We start from the raw sequence: 21186 nt of genomic DNA on the forward strand, positions 1-21186 counted from the left end.
CCCCGCCGGCTCAGATCGCGCGGAAAGCTCTCCGCGCCGTCGCGGCCAGTGCTGCCCGTCGTCGGTCGTGATCGGACGCGCTCTCACCCGCGTGTGCGGTGTGGACGATCGCAGACTGCGCCCACGTGGCGGCGAGGGACACCAGCATCGACCAGAGATCCTCCGCCGAGAGGTCGTCGACGAGAACGCCCCGCTTCTGTGCGTCCCGGATGGCGTTCAGCTCGACACGACTCGCATCCTCGCGGTGTGCGAACAGCGGGCCGATCGGAGTCCGCTCCAACCGCGCCCACGTGAGCAGCCGCACCAGCTCGGGATCGTTCAGATACATGTCGTACAGGGCCGCCACGTATCCGGGCAGATCGTCCGCGTCGAGCGGCATGTCCGCCATGTCGACGTCGACCCGATGGTCGAAGACCGCGTCGAACAACGCCTGCTTGCTGCCGAAGTACGCATAGATCTGCGACTTGTTGATGGCGGCGTTCCCGGCGATGCGGTCCACGCGCGCCCCGGCGATCCCGTGCTCGGCGAACTCGGCAGTCGGTCACCGTGTTCACCACCTCGTCGGCCAAGGCGGAGGAGGCGCGCGGGCTCGGTGCCCATCACACCGTCCTGTCGACGGACGATGCCGCGATGGCCACGGTGCGTGGCGGACTCGACCTCGTCGTCGACTGCATCCCGGTCGCTCACGATCCGAAGCCGTACCTCGCGAGCCTGGCACTCGACGGGGCCCTCTGTCTGGTGGGCCACCTCGGCTCGGTCTCGATCGAGACGGTGGACCTCCTGGTCGGTCGCAAGTCGGTCACCTCGTCCGGCAGCGGTGGTCGCCGGAGCACGCAGGAGATGCTCGACTTCTGCGGCGAACACGGCATCACCGCACAGGTCGAGGTACTGCCGTCCGCTTTCGTCGGCACCGCTCTGGACCGTCTCGAGGCCGGGGACGTTCGCTATCGCTTCGTGCTCGAGATGAGTGATCTGACCGGCGACGCCACACCCGCACGAGGGTTGCCGAATCGGGACGCGGGGCATCCACGGTGTGACCCGACCACCGATCAGAGAGCAGGACCCCACGATGACGATGCCCAGTGATGCTGCGGACGCCGTTCCCGCCGCCGGAAGCAACGACGGGCCGCGCGAGCACGAGCAGGACACCGAGCACACGGCCTACGTCGACGAGGAGAACGTGCCGCACCCGGGGGACGCGAACACGGACTCCTGATCGACGATCGTGGGTATCGACACCAGCGGAAGGACGCTGACACTCACCATCGGGCACGACGAGTTGATCGTCCGTCAGCGATGGGAAGTCGTCAGTATCGTCAACGACATCGCGATCGCGGTGTGGTTCATCGTGGGCAGCGTGCTGTTCTTCAGTGAGTCGACGACCGAGATCGGCACTGTCCTCTTCCTCCTCGGAAGCATCGAGCTTCTGATCCGTCCTGTCATCCGCCTGTGTCGACGTGTGCACATTCGCCGAGTACGCGGTGCGACCGACGGAGTGGACAGCCTCGACTTCTGACAGCGGGACGATTCGACGACCGTGTCCACGACGTCGTTCAGTAGCTGTACGTGTTCGACGGCGCCTCCGTCGGTGTCACCGCTGTCACCCGGAGGTCCGGCGTCCACCGATCGTCCTCGGTGGCGCTGCCCGAGACCACGAAACCTGTCACGATCCACCACTGATCGGCACCCGCGCTGCGCATCGACTCGGTGCCGGGACCCACGAGGTGCAGCCTCGTCGTCCGGGCGTCGGCGGCGCAGCAGATGATGAGGATGCGCGCCAGATCGACGCCGCCGTCCTCGCGGGGCATCGCGTATCCGCGGACCGCGATCTCGCGGTCGTCGAGTGTGCCCGCCGTGTCCGACCGGGCGCGCTGCAGGACGTCGATCATCGTCAATTCGGGCGTGCCGTCGGCCGGCAACGGGGGAAACGCTCGCCCGCCCGCGACGGTGCTCGGCGGTTCCGCCTGGCGCTGTACGAACGATCCTGGTCCCAGCGCAGGGGGCGCGAGAAACAGGACGACCAGCGCCGGAGCGAGGAGCAACCACGGCATGCGGTGCGAGTGCGCGTGACCGTCGTCGTGCTCGCGCACACCGCCTGCCCTGATGTCGGAGACGATCGCCGCCGCCGCCAGCAGGAGGACGACCACCGCGCTGACGATCAGGTACGGACCCAGCCCAGGTTTGACGTAGCGGACGTACGTGCCGTCGAGGGTGGTCTTCAGGACGGCTATGCCGAGAAACACCAGGATCAGGTTCTGCGTCTCCCGGCTCACGACGACAGTCCCGGGACGAGTACGCCGGCCAGGCACGCGCACAGAACCGCCGCGCAGAACACGACCGGTGCGAAGCGCACCGCGAACGTGCGTCCGAACGTTCCCGCGTGCATCGCGAAGAGCTTCACGTCGATCGCCGGGCCGACCACCATGAACACCAGCTTCGGGAGCGCCGGCAGGGTGGAGAAACTCGCGGCGACGAAGGCGTCGGCCTCCGAGCACACCGAGAGCACGACGGCGAGGACGGCCATGGCTGCGATGGCGAGCATCAGTTGTCCTGCCAGAGTATCGAACACGCTCTGCGGAACGACGACGTTCAGCATCGCCACGAACAGCGCTCCGAACGTGAGGTAGGCAGCGGACTGCAGGAGGTCCGCTCTGGCCGACTCGGCGAACACCGCCCAGCGGGGCGCGTCCTCGTCCGGGCTTCTCGCCTCGGCGAGCCGGCGCGTGATCCACGTCGGATCCGCGAAGCGCGTCCACAGACCTGCGACGACGACGGACGTCGCGAGCGATCCGAGCGCTCGCGCCACCACCATTCGTGGTTCGCCCGGAAAGGCGACGGCTGTCGAGACGAGCACGACGGGGTTGATCGCGGGTGCGGACAACAGGAAGGCCAGCGCGGGGCCGACGGGCACACCGCGGTCCAGCAGTCGACGGGCGATGGGGACCGATCCGCACTCGCACCCCGGCATCACCGCGCCGGACAGGCTCGCAGCGGTGATGGCCAGCGGCGTTCTGCGGGGCAGGATCCGCCGCACCATGGCAGGGGTGATCCACGCGGCGATCGCTCCGCTGACGAGCGTCCCGAGTACGAGGAACGGAATTGCCTGCACGACGACGCCGACGAAGATCGCTGCCGCGGTACTCGCCCGCGCGTTCGACATCACCACGTCGGACACGGGCACGGCGAGCAGTGCGGTGACCAGGACGATGCCGACGAACACCAGGGTGGAGGCGGACCTGGCCCGCGTCTCCGTCGCGGGGGTTCCGTCGCCCGGATCCGCCGCTGTGCTGTGGTCGTCGATGGAGCCACCCTAGGCCGACCGCAGACGCACTCGCGAGGTCGGCCGATTTCGCCGCGCGAGTACCGCAGGTTAGCCTGTGCTAACTCCACACCGTCGTGTGGTGGGCCGCCGGCGTATGTCGGCGGCTTCTCGCTGTCACACGAAGGAATCGTCTGTGGTGCACGCTGCTCGGCGCGTCGGCATTCTCGCCGCCGCCACCCTTGTTCTCGGTTCGCTCGTCGCCTGCGGCGCGTCCGAGGAGGTGACCGAGACCGCGGCCGCGACCACCGACGGCGGCACCACGTATCCCCTGACCGTCGACAACTGCGGTGAGACGGTCACGTTCGACTCGGCCCCGACCGGGGTGGTCTCGCTGGATCAGGACTCCACCGAGATCCTGCTGTCGCTGGGTCTCGCGGACCGCATCGTGGGCACGGCGTCGTGGACCGATCCGGTGCTGGACGAACTCGCCGACGCGAACGCCGGCGTGCCCCGGCTCGCCGACAACGCGCCCACCTACGAGGTCGTCGTCGATGCGGAACCCGATCTGGTGACCGCCTCCTTCGGTCGCCATTTCAGGCAGGGCGGCGTCGCAGAGCGGTCACGCTTCACCGAGACCTCGACCGCGACGTACCTCTCGCCGACCGATTGCGACAAGGGCCTGAGCGTCAACGGCGGCAACACGCGCACCACCCCGTTGACCATGGACTCGCTGTACCAGGAGATCACCGAGCTCGCGGCCGTCTTCGACGTCAACGAGCGCGGCGCGGAGTTCGTCGCCGAGCTGAAGGAGCGCATGGCCGCCGCGACGGCTCCGACGACGACCGACGGTGTGACGGTGGCATTCTGGTTCGCCGACACGAAGAGCCCGTACGTCGGTGGCGGTCTGGGCGCGGCGAACCTCCTGGCCACCTCTGTCGGAACGACCAACGTCTTCGCGGACCAGACCGACGACTTCCCCGCCGTCGGCTGGGAGACGGTCGTCGACCGTGATCCCACCGTGCTGGTGCTGGGAGATCTCACGCGAGCACGATTCCCCGGTGACCTCCTGGCCGACAAGATCGCATTCCTCGAGTCCGATCCGGTCACGAGCACGATGCAGGCCGTCCGTGACAAGCGCTACGTCTCGCTCCACGGCGCCGAGATGAACCCCTCCATCCGCACCGTCGACGGCGTCGAGAAGATGGTGGCCGGTCTCCGCGAGATGGGACTGTCGTCCTGACCTCCGCCGTCCTCGACACCGGGTCCCCGACGACCCCGCGTCGTGGTCGGGGACACACGGTCCGCGTCGCTGCGGTGTCGATCGGCGCGCTCGCTGCCGTGGTGTTCTCCGTACTGGTCGCCATCACTCTGGGGCCGGCGAACATCTCGATGGTCAACGTCCGCGACATCGTGCTGAATCACCTCGGTCTCGCGGACGTTCCCGTGAAGATGTCCAAGGACGCGATCGTCTGGCAGGAGCGGTTGCCCCGTGCTCTGGTCGCGGCGGCCAGCGGTGTCGGACTGGGTATCTGCGGTGTCGTCATGCAGTCGTTGCTGCGCAACCCCCTGGCCGACCCGTTCATCCTCGGGATCTCGTCGGGTGCCTCCACCGGCGCCGTGGTGGTCGGCGTGCTCGGCATCGGGGGAGCGGCGTTCGGGTTGTCGAGCGGCGCGTTCGTCGGTGCCCTGCTGGCCTTCGGGTTAGTGCTGTTCCTCGGCCGGCTCGCCGGGAACGGCACCGACCGCATCATTCTCGCGGGTGTGGCCGCGACGCAGTTGTTCTCGGCCCTCACGTCCTTTCTCATCTTCGCGTTCGCCGACTCCGACGAGACGCGTGGCGTGATGTTCTGGCTGCTCGGATCGTTCGAGGGTGTGCGCTGGAACGACGTGGCCCTGTGCGCCGGCGTCGCCCTGGTCGGCGTGGCGTTGTGCACTCACCATGCGTACGTGTTGGACGCCTTCACCTTCGGTGACTCCGTCGCCTCCTCGCTCGGATTCGACGTCCGACGAGTGCGACTCGTGCTGCTGGTAGGCACCGCCCTGGTCACCGCGACATTGGTCAGTGTGGCGGGAGCCATCGGCTTCGTCGGTCTGGTGCTGCCCCACGCAGCGCGATTGCTGGTGGGTCCGAACCACAGTCGCCTCGTTCCGGCGACCGCGATCATCGGCGCGATCTTCATGGTGTGGGTCGACGCGGTCTCGCGCGTCGCGTTCGCGCCCACCCCACTGCCGGTGGGAGTGGGAACCGCACTGGTGGGCGTTCCCGCCTTCATCGTCATCATGGCGAGGCGAGGTCGGGACCGATGACCCTCCACGCACGGGACGTCTCGTGGAAGAGAGGCGCCGCACTCGTGGTCGACGGTGTGACCCTGACGCCGGAACCGGGGGACGTCGTCGGGCTGCTCGGTCCGAACGGATCGGGCAAATCCTCGCTGCTGCAGCTGATGTCCGGAGCGACGAACCCCACGTCGGGGGTGGTGCATCTCGACGGCGACGACGTGTCGTCCCTGCGCCGCCGCGACGTGGCCAAGGCCGTCGCCGTCGTCGATCAGGACACGCACACCGACGTGGACGTCACGGTCCGAGACGTGGTGCGGCTCGGGCGGATCCCACACCGCGGCATGTTCGGCGGATCCGACGGCGACGAGCTCGCCGTCGACGAGGCTCTGGCGCACACCGGTCTCGAGGACAAAGCGGATCGGCTGTGGCGCAGACTGTCCGGTGGCGAGCGCCAGCGCGTGCACATCGCGAGGGCGCTGGCGCAACAGCCGCGCGAACTGCTGCTCGACGAGCCGACCAACCACCTCGACATCCACCACCAACTCGAGATCCTGGCACTGGTCGCCCGGCTGCCCGTCACCAGTGTGGTGGCCCTGCACGATCTCAATCTGGCCGCCATGTTCTGCGACCGGGTGATGGTGCTGAAGAACGGCCGCGTCGTCGCCGGCGGTACCCCCGAGGACGTGCTCACCGAGGAGCTGATCGCCGACGTCTACGACGTGCGGGCGCGCGTCTCGGTCGACGCGCCCGGCGGGCGTGTACACGTCCGATTCGAACCCGGAGCGGTGCAGCGCGTTCCCGCCGGGTGACCGCAGGGTCGCTGTCCCGGGCGGTTCCTCGGCGCCGGCGTCATCGAGGTCCGGGTCCGCGGCGATCTCGACGGGCTCGGCGCCGCAGCGCTCGGACTCGGGGGTACGGCTCGCCGGACGGGACCACCACGGGTCCCGACGGGCTCCGATCGATGCATCGCGATCCGCTCCTTCGGAGCCGCCGGGAACTGCGGACGAGGATCGGGCGCATACTTACCGGATGCCCCCCAACGCGAAGCGCACGATTCTGAGCAACGGCGCCGACCGCGTCACCGTCTTCCACGACGGGAGGGTGAAGGTCACCTCGAGTTCGCACGTCTGGGACATCGTCGACCGCGGCCGTCACAGCGCCCTCGGCCAGTACGTCACCCTCGCGCCCGCACCGGCCCGCCACGCGGACGTTCGGGCGGACGACCGCGAGGCCGCACCGGGCACCCCCGACTTCGTCGCGGAGCTGGATCCGGAGCTCGGATCGGCCGTCGCCGGAACCGCTGCGGCCACCAACGGAACCTTCGTCCAGTTCGTGCACGACGGGACCATCATCGTCGGCAACGACGGTCGCGACCTCGCCGAGACGTTCAACACCGGCCGTGAGGCCACGGAGGAGGCGGCGGCGGAACGCGGCGGCGCGGTGACCGTGACGTTCAAGGGGTCCTACCGGCCGAGAGACGTCCGAGACCACGACTGGCTCATCGAGATCCCGCCGAAAGAGAAGCCCTTCAGCAATCGTCTGTACCGCGGGGACTACGAGAACCCCGAGAACAAGGTGGGTCCCCACCGCAGGTAGTCCACCGGCCACCCGCAGCACCGCCCGTCAGTGCGTCGGATAGTGGCTGCGCCACCGTTCGAGAAACGTAGTCAGCTCGGCTACGCCCGACGACGCAGGTGAGGTGGTACGCCAGACCACGTGACCGTCGGGACGGACGAGCACGGCTCCCTCCTCACCGACCTCGAGGAGGTCTCTCACTCGACGCCGGTCCTCGGGATCCGGCACGTCGACGGGAGCCACCACGACACCCGGGCTCGGGACACGGTGATCTTTCAGCTCGTTCTCCCACCGGTTGCCGTCCAGGCCGACGAGCGTCAACGAGGTCGGGTCGATCAGGTCGTGGATGCTCGCGGTGGCACCGCCGATCGACACCACCGCGTGGGGTAGCCGGGCGCCGGGGTAGGTGGTGGGGAGGTAGTCGACCACGTCTTCGGGCGGCCGGACGGCGGGGTCGTCGTCGGCGACGAGGTCACTCGTGTGGAGATAGCCGAACTGCAGACCGGTGGAGACGAAGTGTTCGATCTGACCGGGGAGAGCCTCGGCGATCTGCCCACGCAGCGCCGCGGCACCGGGAGCGCGAGGGTCCAGCCGCCGCGCTCGGCGCATCTGCCGACGCATCATCGCCGTGGCCACGGGCGCGACGAGACGGCCGGGTAGCGAGACGAGCGGGGCCCGGGCTGCGACACGGGTCGCGGCAGCGAGCATCCTGTTGGTGATGCCGATCCGCCCACCGATGTCGTCGAGCCGGAAGTGATTGGCCACACTCTGTTCCGCGAATTTCTCCACGACGGGTCGCCGCTCCGTCTCGTAGGTGTCGAGCAGAGTGGGAGACGCCGTGCCGGACAGCACCGCGTCGAGTTTCCAGGCGAGATTGTGGGCATCCTGTACACCGGAGTTCAGACCGAATCCGCCCGTGTGAGGGAAACGATGAGCGGCGTCTCCGAGGAGCAGGAGTCGCCCCCGGCGGAACGAGTCGGCGGTCTGCGACGTCATCAACCAGGTTCCGGTCGATTCCAGGTCGAAGTCCTTGTCGCCGAGTACCTTCGGCAACATGTCCGCCCAGAACTCCCGGCTGTTCGCGGCGATGTCCTGAGCTGGGTGGAGGTAGGCCGTCATGAGGATGTAGCGGTGATCGGCATGGGAGATCAGCACGCCGCACAGATCGGGTGTGTAGATCCAGCTCAGAAGTGGACGAGCATCGTCCGGAAACAGTGAGTGCGAGGTGAAGAACGCGCTGCCCATGTTCGCCAGGACCGGACCGTCGAGAACGATGCCGCTGGCGTCGCGAACGGGGCTGTTGGCGCCGTCACACCCCAGTACGTACCGAGCGGTCAGCTCTCCGTCGTCGTCGTCTCCACTCCGCGTCCGCACGCGAGCGACGTCGGGTGTGGACTCGACGTCGAGAACGGTGACGCCGCGCCGCAGGTCGATCAGCGGTTCGTCGTCGAGCGCATCCCACAACACGGGCATCAGCAGGTGCTGTCCGATGTGCGAGACCATGTAACGGCTCTGGCTCTCGACGACTGCTTTCCGCTCCGGGTCGGACAGCAGATCGATGGATCCGATGGGGCCGTCGTCGATGCCGCCGAACCAACTGATGAGGTTCACCTCGTCGTGCGGTGGCGACATCGATGCGATCGCCGCCGCCAGATCGGGGCTGTACTCGTGCCAGATCTCCAGGGTGCGGGCATTGATCACGTGTGCGGCCGGATGGAAGAGCGGTGTGGTTCGACGCTCCAGGACAGTGCTGCGGATTCCCCTGCGAGCCAACAGCAGTGCGGCTGTGGCGCCCGCCGGACCCGCGCCGACGATCACCACCGGTGTCGTCATCGGACGACGGTCCGCTGCGTGCCGAGGTCGATCGTGCCGTCGGCCGTCCGGATGGTGGCGGTCACGACGTCGTCCACGGCGAGGTAGCGCGGATTCTTCGCCTGCCGGGCGAAGAAGAACTTCCACTTCAACGCCGGTGGGATCAGCTCGCCGATCTTCTGCACGATCTTGGGCGGTGCCGAGATGGCGGTACCGACGGGTGTGCCGGTGAGCAGAACGTCTCCTGCGGAAAGGGACTGGAAACGGGACAGGCGGGTGAGTGCCTCTGCGGGTGGGGTGATCAGATCATCACCGATGGTCTGATCCTGGCGGACGTCGCCGTTGACGGACAGGGTCATGTGCAGCTCGGGGAGGCGGGACCAGTCCGCCGCGTCGAAGAGGACGAGGCGCGGCCCGAGCGGAGTGAAGGTGGGGTAGGACTTGCTCTCGTAGACCTGTACTCGGGTCAATTGGATCTCGCGCGCGGAGACGTCGTTTCCCACGACCACTCCCGCGGCGTAGTGCGACAGGGTGTCCTGCGTGACCGTCGTCCCGACAGGAATGTCCGTGCCGATCACGATGCCCAGCTCGATCTCGTGATCCAACAGGGCGACCTCGGCGGGTTGCCGGATCGCATCGTTCGGACCACTGATGGATGCCGACGACTTCCGGAAGAAGGTGGGGTGCAGCGTCGTCGGGTCGGCTCCGATGTCCAGCGCGTGCGACCGATAGTTGAGCAGCTGCGCCACGACGCGGCACGGAGTGGTGATCGGAGAGAGTGCGTCGAGGTCGCCGACGGCGACCTCGACGCCGTGGGCGCCCTCGAGGGCATCGCGATCGGCGAGGAGGCCGCCGGTCGTGGTTGCCGCGGTGTCGATGCGGGACGCGGTCTCACCGTGCAGGCGCCACCATCCCTCGGCGGTGCGAACGATGTTCACAGGCATGATGATTCGCTTTCTGGTGGACGGGTCACAGAGTTCGGAACGAGATGGTCTTCTTGTTCGCCACGACTGGGCGGCCCGGTCTGGTCCCGGCCTCACGTCGTCGTAACTCCTCCGGCGAATCGCCGTTGCGCAGTCGGCTCAGCAAGTAGTCGGGGTCGATGTTCACGCCGATCGGATTACGGGCGAACTCGTCGCTGTAGAAGAACGCCGCCGTGTGATCCGGGTCGAAGTTCTCCACCTGGAACTCGAGTCGGATGCCGTCGGGATCCTCGTAGTACAGGGAGATGGTCGGGCCGTGGTTGATGGACCAGACCGGGCGGATGCCCTGTCGCTTCAACCGCACGTAGTTCTCGAGCAGCCGCTCGAGCGAGGTGAAGGTCAGAGCGATGTGGTCGATGCCGTAGACCTTGCGCTTGAGCCGCGCGAGGGGGAAGAGAAGCCGCAGAACCGGGGGCACGGCGATGATTGCCAGGCGGTGCGACTCGTCGTCCCAGGTCAGGAACGTGATCTCGTCGTCCTGATATGCGACCTGCGCACCGAAGACGGTGCCGTACCACCGCACCATCTCGTCGGTACGTGTCGATTTCACCACCCAGTGGGCGATGCGATCCGGTCCGTGCCTGTCAAGACCGGCCGAGCCGGTGTCGTCAGCCGTCGCGCTCATCGTCAGCCTCTCGTCGAAGGAAGTGACATCGACGCTACGAGCACTTTGACTGTCAGTCAAGAAACTGACTCCTACTCGAGTTGTAGGGCCGGGTGCACTACCCTCGGTGCCATGTCCGCGAACTCTCCCGACGGCGCGCGCCGTCCGCGACGGGATCGTCGACAGGCGCTCATCGACGCGGCCATCGCTCTCATGAGCGAGGGCGGCGATGCGGACATCAGCGCAGCAGCCATCTCTCGGCGGGCCGACGTGGCGCACGGGTTGCTGTTCTACTACTTCACCGACAAGCAGGGGCTGGTGGCAGCAGCGCTCGCAGATGTGTTGTCCCGCTTGGTACAGCACCAGAGTCCCCGGGCGGACGAGCAGACGGCGGAACTACGCCTCGACGGATTCGTCCGCCGCCACATCGAGTTCCTGGAGAGCCATCGGACGCTGTACGTCCGTGTCGTCGTCGAGGGTGTGTTGGGCGATCCGGCCGTCGAACAGGCGCTACGAACGGCGCGTGCAGAAGGTGCGCGTCAGGTCGCCGACATCGTCGGACTGGATCAACCACTCACGCCGGTGATGCACACGGCGGTCGTCGCCTGGACGGGGTTCCTCGACCGAGCGGCCGACGAGTACGTCGAGCGCGACGACCTGTCGCTCGACGACGTCGTGGATCTCGTGGTGAGGGCCTTCGGCGTGGTCACCGGGCACTGACAACTCGCAACCTCGCGGTGGTGGGCACGTGCACAACCCGGTGAGCGGCGCCGTGTCGCGGCAGCCATCGTGGGCGGCGCCCTCGTGGCCCACACTCGGATGACCGATACCGTCGTCGAGCGAGGAGTCGCCCGTGATCATGATGCTGCGCTGGGCTCTCCGCATGTGGTCCTTCGGACGGCCGGCCAGGGTGGGTGATCCTCTCGAGACACGGTTCCGCGTGCTACCGGTGGATCTCGACATCCTGATGCACATGACCAACGGCAGGTACCTGTCCGTTCTGGACGCTGCCCGCATCTCGTACTACGCGAGAACAGGTCTCTGGCGTCAGTTCCGAGAGCGGGGCTGGAGCCCCGTCGTCACGGCGCAGAGCATCACGTATCGGCGCTCGCTGACCTTCCCTCGGGCCTACCGCGTCCGGACCCGTCTGATCGGGACCGATGCCAAGAACCTGTACTTCGAACAGGTCTTCCACATCCGGGACATCGACCACGCGACCGCTGTCGTGTCCGTTCGACTGACCGATCGGGGCGGTACGTCGGTGCCGCCGGCGCGAATCCTCGCTCTCGACGGAACTTTCGTCCTACCCGGGAGCATCCCGGCAGCCGTCGCCGAGTGGTCGGAGTTCTCCCGTCACCATCACGCAGAGAAAGAGGGTCAGTGATGTCATCGTCCGGGACCTCCACGAGTTCCGACCACCACACGCTGGCGGTCATCGGCTCGGGTTTCGCGGGAATCGGAGCCGCGATCGGGCTGGCATCGCTGCACGAGGGAAGCCTCGTCATCTTCGAGCGGGCGGCGACGCTCGGTGGAGTGTGGCGGGACAACGACTATCCGGGTGCTGCGTGCGACGTGCAGAGCCTCCTCTACTCGTTCTCGTTCGCCCCCAGTCACCGGTGGCGTCACACCTACGCACGGCAGTCCGAGATCCGCGAGTACCTCGACCGTGTCGCGCGGGACCACGGATTGCTCCCACGACTCCGGACGGAGTGCCCGGTCACATCCCTGACGTGGGACGCGTCGGCGGCGCGGTGGATGCTCGAGACGCCGCGCGGAACGTCGACCGCGGACCACGTCGTCCTCGCCACCGGATCCCTCGCCGACCCGTCCCTCCCCGTCGTCGACGGCATCGAGTCCTTCGCGGGGCCGATGTTCCATTCGTCGCAGTGGGACCACGCCACGGATCTGACGGGTATGCGCGTCGCCGTCGTCGGTACCGGTGCCTCGGCCATCCAGTTCGTTCCGAGAATCCAACCGCTGGTGGAGTCCCTGACCCTGTTCCAGCGCACGGCACCGTGGGTGATGCCGCGCGACGACAAGCCCATCTCGGCCCGCACGTGGACGCTCCTGAAGTCGGTTCCCGGGTACCAGCGTGCTGCGCGCGCGGCCATCTACCTCGAGCGGGAGGTGAAGCTCCTGGCCTTCCGCCACCCTGCGTTGATGGCGATCGGGGAGCGCGAGGGCCGTGCGCACCTGGCACATGCCGTGAGCGATCCTGTTCTGCGGCAGAAACTCACACCGGACTATCGGATGGGCTGCAAGCGGATTCTGCTGTCCGACGAGTACTATCCGGCTCTGGCGCAACCCAACGTGTCCGTCGAGACGGCGGGCGTGGCGACGGTGACTCCGAACGGCGTCGTCGACACGAACGGCACCGCGCACGAGGTGGACGCCATCATCTTCGGCACGGGGTTCGACACCAGTCGACTTCCGCTGACGGACGGCGTCTTCGACGAGTCCGGTCGATCGATGGCGGACACGTGGGGCGACAGCCCGCGGGCATACCTGGGAACGACCGTCGCCGGATTCCCGAATCTCTATCTGATGCACGGACCGAACATCGCACTCGGCCACACGTCGGTCATCCTGATGTTCGAGTCGCAGATCGCGTACATCGAGAAGGCGATGCGTCGTGCGATGGCCGCGGGCGGTTCCATCGAGCCGACCACCCGGGCGCAGGCCGAGTACTCGACCCACATCGACGACCTCACCGACGGCACGGTGTGGACGAGCGGTGGATGCTCGAGTTGGTATCTCGACCCCGCCGGGCGCAACAGCAACCTCTGGCCCGGCAGCATCCTCGGGTATCGACGCCGTGCCGTGCGATTCGAGGAGAAGCACCACGCTGTCCATGCGGACGAGGTGCCGCGATGAGCGAGCCCGTCGTCCTCCTGCACGGACTCGGTGGGTCGTCGGCGATCTGGGATCGCGTTCGACCTCTGCTCGCCGGAACGGTGTTCGCGCCCGAGGTGGCGGGAACCGCGTCGATCGAGCAGGACGCCCTCGACCTCGCCCGTGCGATCCGGGCTGCCGGCATCGGCCCGGCCGTCGTGGTGGGTCACTCTCGCGGCGGACTCGTCGCCACGTCGCTCGCAGAGCAGTTCCCGGGGCTCGTGACCCGCCTGGTGCTGGTGGCGACGCCGCCGACCACGGCGAGTCGACTGACGGCGAGGGGTGTGTCCGAGACGGTTCTCGGTGTGCCGGTTCTCGGCGCCGCGGTGTGGAAGGTCCTGCCCGAACGCAGGCTCCGGTCCGGCCTGACATCCGCGTTCGCTCCCGGTGGTCCGGTTCCGGAGCTCGCTGTGCGGGATCTCGTCGCGACGGGACTGCGTCGCTTCCGCGCCTCCTCGACGGCGATCGACCACTACCTGACCGACGGGCCGCTGGGAGAACGACTGTCGAGACTGTCCGTCCCGGCCTCGCTCGTCTACGGTCTCGACGATCGCCGGGTGGATCCGGCCGCGATGGCGGACAGCGCGGGCGGTCCGCGCACCACCGCGTATCCGCTGCATCGTGAGGGGCACGGTGCTCCGTGGAGTTCGGCCGGTGCCGTGGCTGCCGTGATCGCCGGCGACGCGTCCGCGAGCGAGGTGGTCCGACCCTCTCCCGCGGTGGCTCCGCGACTACGCCCGGTCCGGTGGACTCCACCGAGCGCGCCGGCCCGAGCACGGCAGGTGGCGAGCACGGAGCCGGTGGCGTCGATCCGCCGTCTCGAACTGCCGGGCCGCGGGCCGGAGGACGTCAGGCTGGACTCGCGGGGGCGAGTGCTCACCGGACTGGAGGACGGGCGCATCGTCCGGGTCACCATCGACGACACCGGTCACGGCGTCGAGACTCTCGCGAGCACCGGAGGTCGGCCGCTCGGCATCACCGTCGTCGACGACGCCACGCTGCTGGTGTGCGATGCCGAACGCGGCGTCCTCCGTGTGGACCTCGACACCGGGGCGGTCGACGTCCTTCTCGACCGACTCGACGGCGAACCGATCACCTTCGCGTCGAACATCGTCCAGGGACGGTCGGGAAACATCTACTTCACCGTGTCCACCCGGCGGTTCGGGTTCCACGACTTCCTCGCCGATCTTCTCGAGCACTCCGGCACGGGCCGGCTGGCGGTGCTGTCGCCCGACGGCGACGCGCGCACGCTCGTCGACGGTCTCCAGTTCGCCAACGGACTCGCGGTGTCGGACGACGAGGATGTCGCCACCGTGATCTCGACGGGCGACTTCGCCGTGCTGCAATACCCCCTCGTCGACGGTCGCGCCGGACCGCCGCGTGTGGTCGCCGACAACCTGCCGGCCTTCCCCGACAACGTCTCGGCCGACGGTGACCTTCTGTGGGTGGCCATGGCGACGCCGCGCAGTGCACTGCACGATCGTGTCGCGCAGCTTCCCGGCATCGTCCGGAGGCTCGCGTACCGCCTGCCCGAGAGCGTGCGACAAGGCGAGTCCACGACGTGGGTGATCGCTCTCGACTCCGGCGGCGCTGCCGTGCACGACCTGCAGTCGGCGTCGCCCGAGTACTCGATGGTCACCAGCGTGGTCCGGCGCGGCGCGCAACTGATCCTCGGAAGCATCACCGAATCCGCGCTGGCGGTCGTCGATCTCCCGCCCACGTCGCACGGGAGAGTCGAATGGTGAGCAGCCTCGACGGCCAGGTCCTCGTGATCACGGGCGCGGCCGGCGGCATCGGTTCCGCGACGGCGCGGTGGTGCTCGGACCTCGGTGCCGTCGTCGTCCTGCTCGACGTGGACGAGGCCGGCCTGGCCCGTACCGCGCAGTCGCTGACGGGACCGTGCGACACCCACGTGCTCGACGTCCGGGACGCCGACGCCTGCCGACGGGTGATCGACGCCGTCGTCGCCGAGCGGGGGCGGGTCGACATCGTGTGGGCCAACGCCGGGGTGTCGGAGTACGGTCCGCTCGACCTCCTGCCCGACGGAGCGTGGAAGCGCATGATCGACATCAACCTGGTCGGTGCCCACAACATCGTGCGGGCCGCGCTCCCGGCTGTCCTGGCCTCGCGCGGCCACATCGCCTTCACGTGTTCCTGGGCGTCCTTCGCTCATCAGCCCGGCCACTCGGGCTACGCCGCGGCGAAGGCCGGGCTGGAAGCGTTCGCGAATGCCCTGCGACTGGAGCTCAGCGGTACCGGAGTGCGCGTCGGATCCCTGCACCCGGGATGGATCGACACGTCGATGGTCACGGGAAAGATGGCGCAGCCTGCGTTCGCGGCCCTGCTCGCCGCCCTTCCCGGCCCGTTCGGTGCGGTCAACCCCGTCGACGACATCGTTCCGCACATCGTCCGCGCTCTCGAACGGCGGTCGTCGCGCATGGTGTACCCGAGAGCCGGCCGCGTCCTCCTCGTCCTCCGTGCCGCACTCCCGACGGCACCGTTCACGGCGCGGAGTCGAGCAGCGGCTCCGACGATTCGTGCACTCGCGGCCAGGGATGTGCGACGCTCGTGAACCGGACGGGCACGGTGGTGGAAGAGGAGACGCGATGAGCGACCGGACGGGCACTCCGCGGGAGCGGGAGATCGCCGCGCGCATCGCCTCTCTCGTCACCGACGCCGAGCAACAACTCGACGCCGTCGCATCGGACCTGACGTCGTTGTACCGCAGAAGCATTCCGGTGTACGACTCGGTGGCGCACGAGGAGGTGCAGCGCAACACGCGCGCCGTCCTGGACATCGTGCTGTGGCGAGTGCGCAGCGATGCGCCTGCCGTGAACGAGCGGGACGTCGCCGATCTCGTCCGGCGGTGGGCCGATCAGCGGATCCCCCTGGAACTCGTCGCGCACAGCATCCAGCTCGGCGCCCGCGAGCTGTTCAAGATGATCCGGCGCAACGCCGTCGACCAGCAGTTGTCGACCGATCTGATCGACGACATGCAGGATCTGATGTGGGAGTGGGCCACGTCGTACTCGGCCGTCGTGAACACGGTGATGCAGGAGCGAGCGGTCACGGGTGCCACCCGCCGAGCAGATCTCATCCGGCAGCTCGTCGACGGGTCGTACGTGCCCGCGTCCGTCGAGCGGGACGCCCGTGAGCACGGTATCGCCCTCGACCACCGTTACCGAGTCGCCTGCGTGGCCTGGAACGACTCGTCGCTCGTGTCGGACATCCGGTCGATGTTGCGACTCCGTTGCGGCACCGATGATCTCGGCGTGGTGGACGCGGTCATCGACGGCTGCCTCGTCGCGTTGCTACCTCGGGTTCCGGACCGCCTCACGGCCACGGTGACGGTCGGTCTGGGCGATGCTCGACCGGCAGCGGACGCGCGCGCGTCGTACGGACAGGCGCGGCAGGCACTCGATCTCGCCACCCGCTTCGAGAGGACGGGGATGGTCGACCTGGCCTCGCTGGGCCCGCTTCCACTCCTCGCGCTGGGCGAGGCGGCGGCGGATCGACTCGCGTCCGCGCATCTGACCGCGGTGGCCGAGCGCGGCGAGGCCGGTCGCGAGATCCTGGACACCGTCGCGGCGTACCTCGATCACGATCGACGCGTGGACGACACCGCCGCCGCCCTCTTCGTGCACCGCAACACCGTGCGCAATCGGGTGGCACGCTTCGGAGATCTGACGGGCCTCGACATCGACCGGACAGCCGATCTCGTCCTGGCCTGGTGGCTACTGACGCGTGAGCGCGGCTCGCGCTCGGCTCTCGAGAATCCCGCGCTCCAGTAGAGGGACCGTCTTCCGCATCTTCGGACGAAGGATCGCGTCCCACAGCGAGCCCGTGAACACACCGCGGATCTTGTCGACGCCGCGCAGCGCGCCCGGCACGTACACCTTTCGCCGGCGCCGCACGATGGCGTCGACGAACGCGTCGGCGCAGTCCTCGACGTCGGTGACGACGTCGAACGGCCACGGCAGTTCCTCGATGCTCGCCCGCACCGACTCGATGCTGTTCTGCGACTCGAACATCGGAGTCCGAACGAACGCGGGATGCGCGACCCCGACACCGACGCCCTTGTGTGCCACCTCGAGGCGCAGACCACCGCCGAAGGCCTCGACGCCCGTCTTGGCGGCAGCGTAGGCGGACTGGCCCGGCACGGTCTTCAGGGCGGCTGCGGACGAGACCAGCAGGTAGAAACCGCGTTGTGCCGTGACGGCGGGGAGTGTGGCGTGCACGGTGCGGATGACGCCGTTCAGGTTGACGTCGACGATGCGGGTGAGCGTGTCGATGTCGCTGATCGCAACGGTGCCGGCCTCGGCGATGCCCGCATTGGCCACCACCACGTCGAGGCACCCGTACTCCGAGAGAACCTGCGCGACGGCTGATTCCAGTGAGTCCGAGTCCGTGACGTCGGCGGTCACGGCCAGGTGCCGGCCGTGAGCGCTGGTGTCCAGGCTGCCGATCACCGACGCGGGGATGTCGGAGCGGTCCACGAGCACCACGTGCGCGCCGAGAGACGCGAGCCGTCGTCCGGTCTCGAGACCGATCCCGGACGCACCGCCGGTGACGAGTACGACTCTGCCTGCCATCGATGCCATGCGCCCTGTCCTCCACTGGTCGTCCTTCACGGTCCCCCTCAGCGTCGCCCGGCGGGCGGTCGCGGGACAGGTGCGTGACTCCACGTCGATCCGGGCTGCGCTGTGCAGCCGCACAGCGAGCGATCGATCGGTCTGCGTAGGCGAGACGCCGATCGGGTACCCGCTCGGAACGACGACAGGAGCAGCTCACGTGAGTACGGACGATCTCGACCCCGGTGTCGCCGCGGCCGTACGGTCCCGCATCGCGTCCGCCGGTGAGATCCCGCTACCGGGAGCCGGCGCGACCAGGCGACGCTGGGAACTGCTGACCGCGTGGTGCCGCGAGGACGCGGTGGTCGGCCGGTTGCTCGAAGCCCACTTCGACGCCGTCGCCATCAGCGCGGAACTGGGTGGTCCCGCCACCTCGTCCGAGCAGATGTGGGGAGTGTGGGCCGCCGAGACACTGCCGCCCGTGAACGCGGTCTCCGACGCGCACGGTTCCTGGTCGCTGACCGGCCGGAAGATGTGGTGCTCGGGCGCCCACAGTTGCTCGCACGCGTTGGTGACCGCACGAGCGGGGGAGGACTCCGCACTGTTCGCCGTGGTGTTGGACAGCGGCACCGTGACCCCCGAACCCGACACGTGGCACGCGACGGGGATGCGCGAAAGCGATTCCGGTGCAGTATCTCTCGCGGGAACGCCCGCGGTCGCGGTGGGGCGGCCGGGTGACTACACCGCGCGCGCCGGATTCTGGCACGGTGCGATCGGGGTGGCCGCCTGCTGGTTCGGGGTGGCGCTCGCCGTCGCCGACCCGCTCTATCGCAGGGCCGCTGCGGACCGGGCGGGCCCGCACGCGCTCGCGCACCTCGGCGCAGTGGACGCAGCACTGGCGGCCTGCGTCAACACCTTCGACGCCGCTGCCAGTCAAGTGGACCGAGACCCACTGGCTCTGGACGAGGCGAGAGTCCGCGCCATGCGGGTTCGCGCCATCGTGGAGCGGGCCTGCACCGAGGTTCTCGACCGGGTCGGCCGTGCGCTGGGTGCGGCTCCCCTCGGTCTGGACGCAGAGCACTCCCGCCGGGTGGCAGACCTGACGACGTATCTACGCCAGAGCCACGCCGAGGTCGATCTGGAGAACCTGGGTCGGGCGGTCGCGGCGACGGGCTCCGCATCGTGAGTGTGGACAGGTTCGCGGAACGCCCGGTGGCACAGCGCGGAACGCCGGAGTCCGTGTGGCTCGAGAACGGTTCGACGTACCCCGACCTGGCCCACGACGGGCTGGCGCATCTGGTCCTCGTCGCTCCGCACCCCGACGACGAGGTCCTCGGTCTGGGCGGCTGGGCATCGATGCTGGCCGCGTCCGGTGTTCCGGTGACGGTGGTCGCCGTCACCGACGGGGGCGCGTCTCACACCCCCACGCCCGCGCGGTCGCGCGCCGACCTGGAAGCGGTGCGCAGAGCAGAAAGTGACTCGGCACTGGTGGATCTCGGTATCGTCGACGTCCGTCGGCTGAGCCTGCCCGACGGACAGGTGGCCGAGCACGAGCGCGCCCTCGTCGACGCTCTCGTCGACGTGCTCGACACCGTGGGGCGCGGTACGACGGTGTGGTGCGCGACGACGCTGCGCGGCGACGGCCACCCCGATCACGAAGCGGTCGGCCGCGCGTCGGCCACGGCGGCGATCCGGAACGGGTGCACGCTCGTCGAGTACCCGGTGTGGATGTGGCACTGGGCAGAACCCGGGGACGAGGCCGTGGACTGGGAGTCGGCCCGCACGATCACGCTCGACGCGGACGCGGTCGCGCGCAAGGAGGTAGCGGTGAGCAGATTCGTCAGCCAGACGACTCGGGACGGGAACGAGGACGAGATCCTGCCGCCGTGGGTTCTGGAGCGGCTCCTGCGTTCTCACGAGACGGTGTTCGTGTGAGCGGGCAGCCCGGAGGTGTCCCGGCGAGTTATTTCGAGCGCATGTATGAGGCGGATCCGGACCCGTGGGGGTTCGAGAGCCGGTGGTACGAGCGACGCAAGTACGCCCTCACGATGGCGATGCTCCCGAACGAGCGGTACCGGTCGGCCTTCGAGCCGGGGTGTTCCGTGGGCGTTCTGTCCGAACTCATCGCGGGCCGAGCCGATCGCCTGCTCTCCACGGACATCTCGGAGGCACCGTTGCGTCGCGCACGGGAGCGTGGGATTCCGAACGTGGAGTTCCGCCGAGAGTCGTTGCACGACGGGTGGCCTGGCGAGCAGTTCGATCTCGTCATGTTGAGCGAGATGTGTTACTACGTCCACCCGACGGAGCTCGACGCTCTGGTGTCGAAGGCGGTCGATGCGGCAGAGCCCGGCGGAACCGTGTGCATCGCGCACTGGCGCCACGACGTTCCGGAGTACCCGAGCACTGCGGCCGAGGTGCACACCGCGTTCCGCGCGTCACCGCACCTGCTCCTCCGGGCGGAGTACCGCGACGACGACGTTCTCGTCGACGTCTTCACGCGGGGTACTGGCGCACTCTGATCAGGCGGTGGCGGGAGTCGCCATCTCGTCGAGGAACGTGGCGAAGCCGCCTGTGGTGCGGGTACTCGAGCGGGCCGACGTCGTCACGCACGGAGCGCCCGCGCGGCGTATGCGGTACCCCCGGCGCCCGAGGCGCTCGACGAGATCGACGTCCTCGTGGACGGCGAGCGCCCGGAAGCCTCCGACAGCGCGATAGGCATCGGCGCGCACCGCGAGGTTGGCCCCGTGGACCTGCAGGAGACCGCGTCGTTCACGGTCCGCGTACTCGCGCCGGAACCGCCGCAGCACAGCAGGATCGCGATGTCCGTCCTCGATGCGGATCGGCCCGGGTAGGACGTGTGTGTGTGCGGCGGACGCCACGATCGACCGAAAGTGGCCGGGGTCGACCAGTGAATCGGCGTCGGTGCTGACATACCAGGTGGACGATCCGGCGGTCGACGTGTCGGACCGGAAACCCAGCGCCCGAGCCGCTCCCACGTTCGCGACGTCCGTCGTGATGCACCGGACGCCCCCGCCCACCACCTCCGCGGTGCTGTCACTGCAGGCGTCGAGCACCACCACCAGTCGCACCGGGACCGGCGACAGCGCGCGAGCGGTGCGCAGGGCATCGAGGCACACCGACAGCGATGCGTCCTCGTTGTGGGCAGGCACCACTGCCACGATGCGCTCGACCCGGGTCGGCGTGAAA

The 21186-nt window shown here is 68.6% G+C and carries 24 protein-coding genes and 1 pseudogene; 16 read left to right on the forward strand and 9 right to left on the reverse strand.

From position 1 onward, the window contains the following. Positions 1-10: 10 nt before the first annotated feature. Both HQ325_RS05040 and HQ325_RS22350 read right to left on the reverse strand, forming a co-directional pair. Positions 11-388 carry a hypothetical protein gene (locus HQ325_RS05040; RefSeq protein ID WP_308014345.1) on the reverse strand — a complete coding sequence of 126 codons (378 nt, stop codon included), beginning with the start codon at positions 386-388 and terminating at the stop codon, positions 11-13. 36 nt (positions 389-424) lie between these two features. Then, positions 425-523: pseudogene (locus HQ325_RS22350) on the reverse strand (TetR family transcriptional regulator); the annotation flags it as partial. A gap of 23 nt (positions 524-546) precedes the next feature. Between HQ325_RS22350 and HQ325_RS05045 the strand changes: the two are divergent. Genes HQ325_RS05045 through HQ325_RS05055 form a run of 3 tightly spaced genes read left to right on the forward strand, consistent with a single transcriptional unit; the run spans position 547 to position 1516 of the window. Continuing rightward, positions 547-1086 (forward strand): zinc-binding dehydrogenase, encoded by a 540-nt coding sequence (locus tag HQ325_RS05045; protein ID WP_222626984.1) that lies wholly within the window; start codon positions 547-549, stop codon positions 1084-1086. Further along, on the forward strand, positions 1070-1216 hold the full coding sequence (locus HQ325_RS05050; RefSeq protein ID WP_197027715.1) for a hypothetical protein: 147 nt from the start codon (positions 1070-1072) through the stop codon (positions 1214-1216). Before HQ325_RS05045 ends, HQ325_RS05050 begins: the two co-directional genes overlap by 17 nt. A 9-nt stretch (positions 1217-1225) precedes the next feature. After that, a complete protein-coding gene (locus HQ325_RS05055; protein WP_308014257.1) occupies positions 1226-1516 on the forward strand; it encodes a YrhK family protein in 291 nt (96 codons plus the stop codon). Between the two features lie 37 nt (positions 1517-1553). Here the strand turns inward: HQ325_RS05055 and HQ325_RS05060 are convergent, their stop codons facing one another. Next, complete coding sequence (locus HQ325_RS05060; protein ID WP_222626985.1) at positions 1554-2273, reverse strand: TIGR03943 family protein; 720 nt, start codon at positions 2271-2273, stop codon at positions 1554-1556. Beyond that, positions 2270-3220, reverse strand: coding sequence for a permease (locus HQ325_RS05065; protein ID WP_285187616.1), 951 nt, complete (start codon positions 3218-3220; stop codon positions 2270-2272). Before HQ325_RS05065 ends, HQ325_RS05060 begins: the two co-directional genes overlap by 4 nt. 235 nt (positions 3221-3455) lie before the next feature. Between HQ325_RS05065 and HQ325_RS05070 the strand changes: the two genes are divergently transcribed. The 4 genes from HQ325_RS05070 (at position 3456) to HQ325_RS05085 (ending at position 7138) form a co-directional block, all read left to right on the forward strand. Then, positions 3456-4502 carry an ABC transporter substrate-binding protein gene (locus HQ325_RS05070; RefSeq protein ID WP_308014258.1) on the forward strand — a complete coding sequence of 349 codons (1047 nt, stop codon included), beginning with the start codon at positions 3456-3458 and terminating at the stop codon, positions 4500-4502. Positions 4503-4576: 74 nt separating this feature from the next. Further along, entirely contained in the window at positions 4577-5569 is a 993-nt protein-coding gene (locus HQ325_RS05075) for a FecCD family ABC transporter permease (RefSeq protein ID WP_374107185.1), read from the forward strand. Further along, positions 5566-6351, forward strand: coding sequence for an ABC transporter ATP-binding protein (locus tag HQ325_RS05080; protein WP_222626986.1), 786 nt, complete (start codon positions 5566-5568; stop codon positions 6349-6351). The genes HQ325_RS05075 and HQ325_RS05080 overlap by 4 nt, the downstream gene beginning before the upstream one ends. Before the next feature lie 220 nt (positions 6352-6571). Beyond that, positions 6572-7138, forward strand: a complete 567-nt coding sequence (locus HQ325_RS05085; protein ID WP_222626987.1) for a hypothetical protein — start codon at positions 6572-6574, stop codon at positions 7136-7138. A gap of 27 nt (positions 7139-7165) precedes the next feature. Here the strand turns inward: HQ325_RS05085 and HQ325_RS05090 are convergent, their stop codons facing one another. The 3 genes from HQ325_RS05090 to HQ325_RS05100 are packed head-to-tail and all read right to left on the reverse strand — an operon-like array spanning position 7166 to position 10537. Next, a complete protein-coding gene (locus HQ325_RS05090; protein WP_222626988.1) occupies positions 7166-8950 on the reverse strand; it encodes an FAD-dependent monooxygenase in 1785 nt (594 codons plus the stop codon). Beyond that, positions 8947-9873: a fumarylacetoacetate hydrolase family protein gene (locus HQ325_RS05095; protein ID WP_222626989.1), complete on the reverse strand. Its 927-nt coding sequence runs from the start codon at positions 9871-9873 to the stop codon at positions 8947-8949. Before HQ325_RS05095 ends, HQ325_RS05090 begins: the two co-directional genes overlap by 4 nt. A gap of 25 nt (positions 9874-9898) precedes the next feature. Next, complete coding sequence (locus HQ325_RS05100; protein ID WP_222626990.1) at positions 9899-10537, reverse strand: VOC family protein; 639 nt, start codon at positions 10535-10537, stop codon at positions 9899-9901. Between the two features lie 111 nt (positions 10538-10648). On the opposite strand from HQ325_RS05100, the gene HQ325_RS05105 reads away from it, so the two are divergent. The 6 genes from HQ325_RS05105 (at position 10649) to HQ325_RS05130 (ending at position 17199) form a co-directional block, all read left to right on the forward strand. Next, positions 10649-11236, forward strand: coding sequence for a TetR/AcrR family transcriptional regulator (locus HQ325_RS05105; protein ID WP_222626991.1), 588 nt, complete (start codon positions 10649-10651; stop codon positions 11234-11236). Positions 11237-11375: 139 nt separating this feature from the next. Next, on the forward strand, positions 11376-11900 hold the full coding sequence (locus HQ325_RS05110; protein ID WP_261777970.1) for a thioesterase family protein: 525 nt from the start codon (positions 11376-11378) through the stop codon (positions 11898-11900). Beyond that, the gene (locus HQ325_RS05115; protein WP_222628911.1) at positions 11900-13390 is read left to right on the forward strand and encodes an NAD(P)/FAD-dependent oxidoreductase; all 1491 of its coding nucleotides are present in this window, start codon (positions 11900-11902) and stop codon (positions 13388-13390) included. Before HQ325_RS05110 ends, HQ325_RS05115 begins: the two co-directional genes overlap by 1 nt. Continuing rightward, positions 13387-15153 carry an alpha/beta fold hydrolase gene (locus HQ325_RS05120; protein ID WP_222626993.1) on the forward strand — a complete coding sequence of 589 codons (1767 nt, stop codon included), beginning with the start codon at positions 13387-13389 and terminating at the stop codon, positions 15151-15153. The genes HQ325_RS05115 and HQ325_RS05120 overlap by 4 nt, the downstream gene beginning before the upstream one ends. Beyond that, the gene (locus tag HQ325_RS05125; protein WP_222626994.1) at positions 15147-15980 is read left to right on the forward strand and encodes an SDR family NAD(P)-dependent oxidoreductase; all 834 of its coding nucleotides are present in this window, start codon (positions 15147-15149) and stop codon (positions 15978-15980) included. Before HQ325_RS05120 ends, HQ325_RS05125 begins: the two co-directional genes overlap by 7 nt. Positions 15981-16014: 34 nt before the next feature. Beyond that, a complete protein-coding gene (locus HQ325_RS05130) occupies positions 16015-17199 on the forward strand; it encodes a CdaR family transcriptional regulator (RefSeq protein ID WP_222626995.1) in 1185 nt (394 codons plus the stop codon). Here the strand turns inward: HQ325_RS05130 and HQ325_RS05135 are convergent. Continuing rightward, positions 17143-18009 (reverse strand): short-chain dehydrogenase/reductase, encoded by an 867-nt coding sequence (locus tag HQ325_RS05135; protein WP_222626996.1) that lies wholly within the window; start codon positions 18007-18009, stop codon positions 17143-17145. The two genes, HQ325_RS05130 and HQ325_RS05135, sit on opposite strands and share 57 nt — an antisense overlap. Before the next feature lie 190 nt (positions 18010-18199). Here HQ325_RS05135 and HQ325_RS05140 point away from each other — a divergent pair, with 190 nt between their 5' ends. The 3 genes from HQ325_RS05140 to HQ325_RS05150 are packed head-to-tail and all read left to right on the forward strand — an operon-like array spanning position 18200 to position 20498. Continuing rightward, complete coding sequence (locus HQ325_RS05140; protein ID WP_374107186.1) at positions 18200-19165, forward strand: acyl-CoA dehydrogenase; 966 nt, start codon at positions 18200-18202, stop codon at positions 19163-19165. Continuing rightward, positions 19159-19914: a PIG-L deacetylase family protein gene (locus tag HQ325_RS05145; protein WP_222628915.1), complete on the forward strand. Its 756-nt coding sequence runs from the start codon at positions 19159-19161 to the stop codon at positions 19912-19914. Before HQ325_RS05140 ends, HQ325_RS05145 begins: the two co-directional genes overlap by 7 nt. 41 nt (positions 19915-19955) lie before the next feature. Beyond that, a complete protein-coding gene (locus HQ325_RS05150) occupies positions 19956-20498 on the forward strand; it encodes a class I SAM-dependent methyltransferase (protein WP_222628918.1) in 543 nt (180 codons plus the stop codon). On the opposite strand, the gene HQ325_RS05155 is transcribed toward HQ325_RS05150, so the two are convergent. Beyond that, positions 20499-21149: a glycosyltransferase family 2 protein gene (locus tag HQ325_RS05155; protein ID WP_222626997.1), complete on the reverse strand. Its 651-nt coding sequence runs from the start codon at positions 21147-21149 to the stop codon at positions 20499-20501. It abuts the gene before it with no gap. Positions 21150-21186 lie beyond the last annotated feature (37 nt).

The organism is Rhodococcus sp. BP-349, from assembly GCF_019835845.1.
Lineage (GTDB): Bacteria > Actinomycetota > Actinomycetes > Mycobacteriales > Mycobacteriaceae > Rhodococcoides.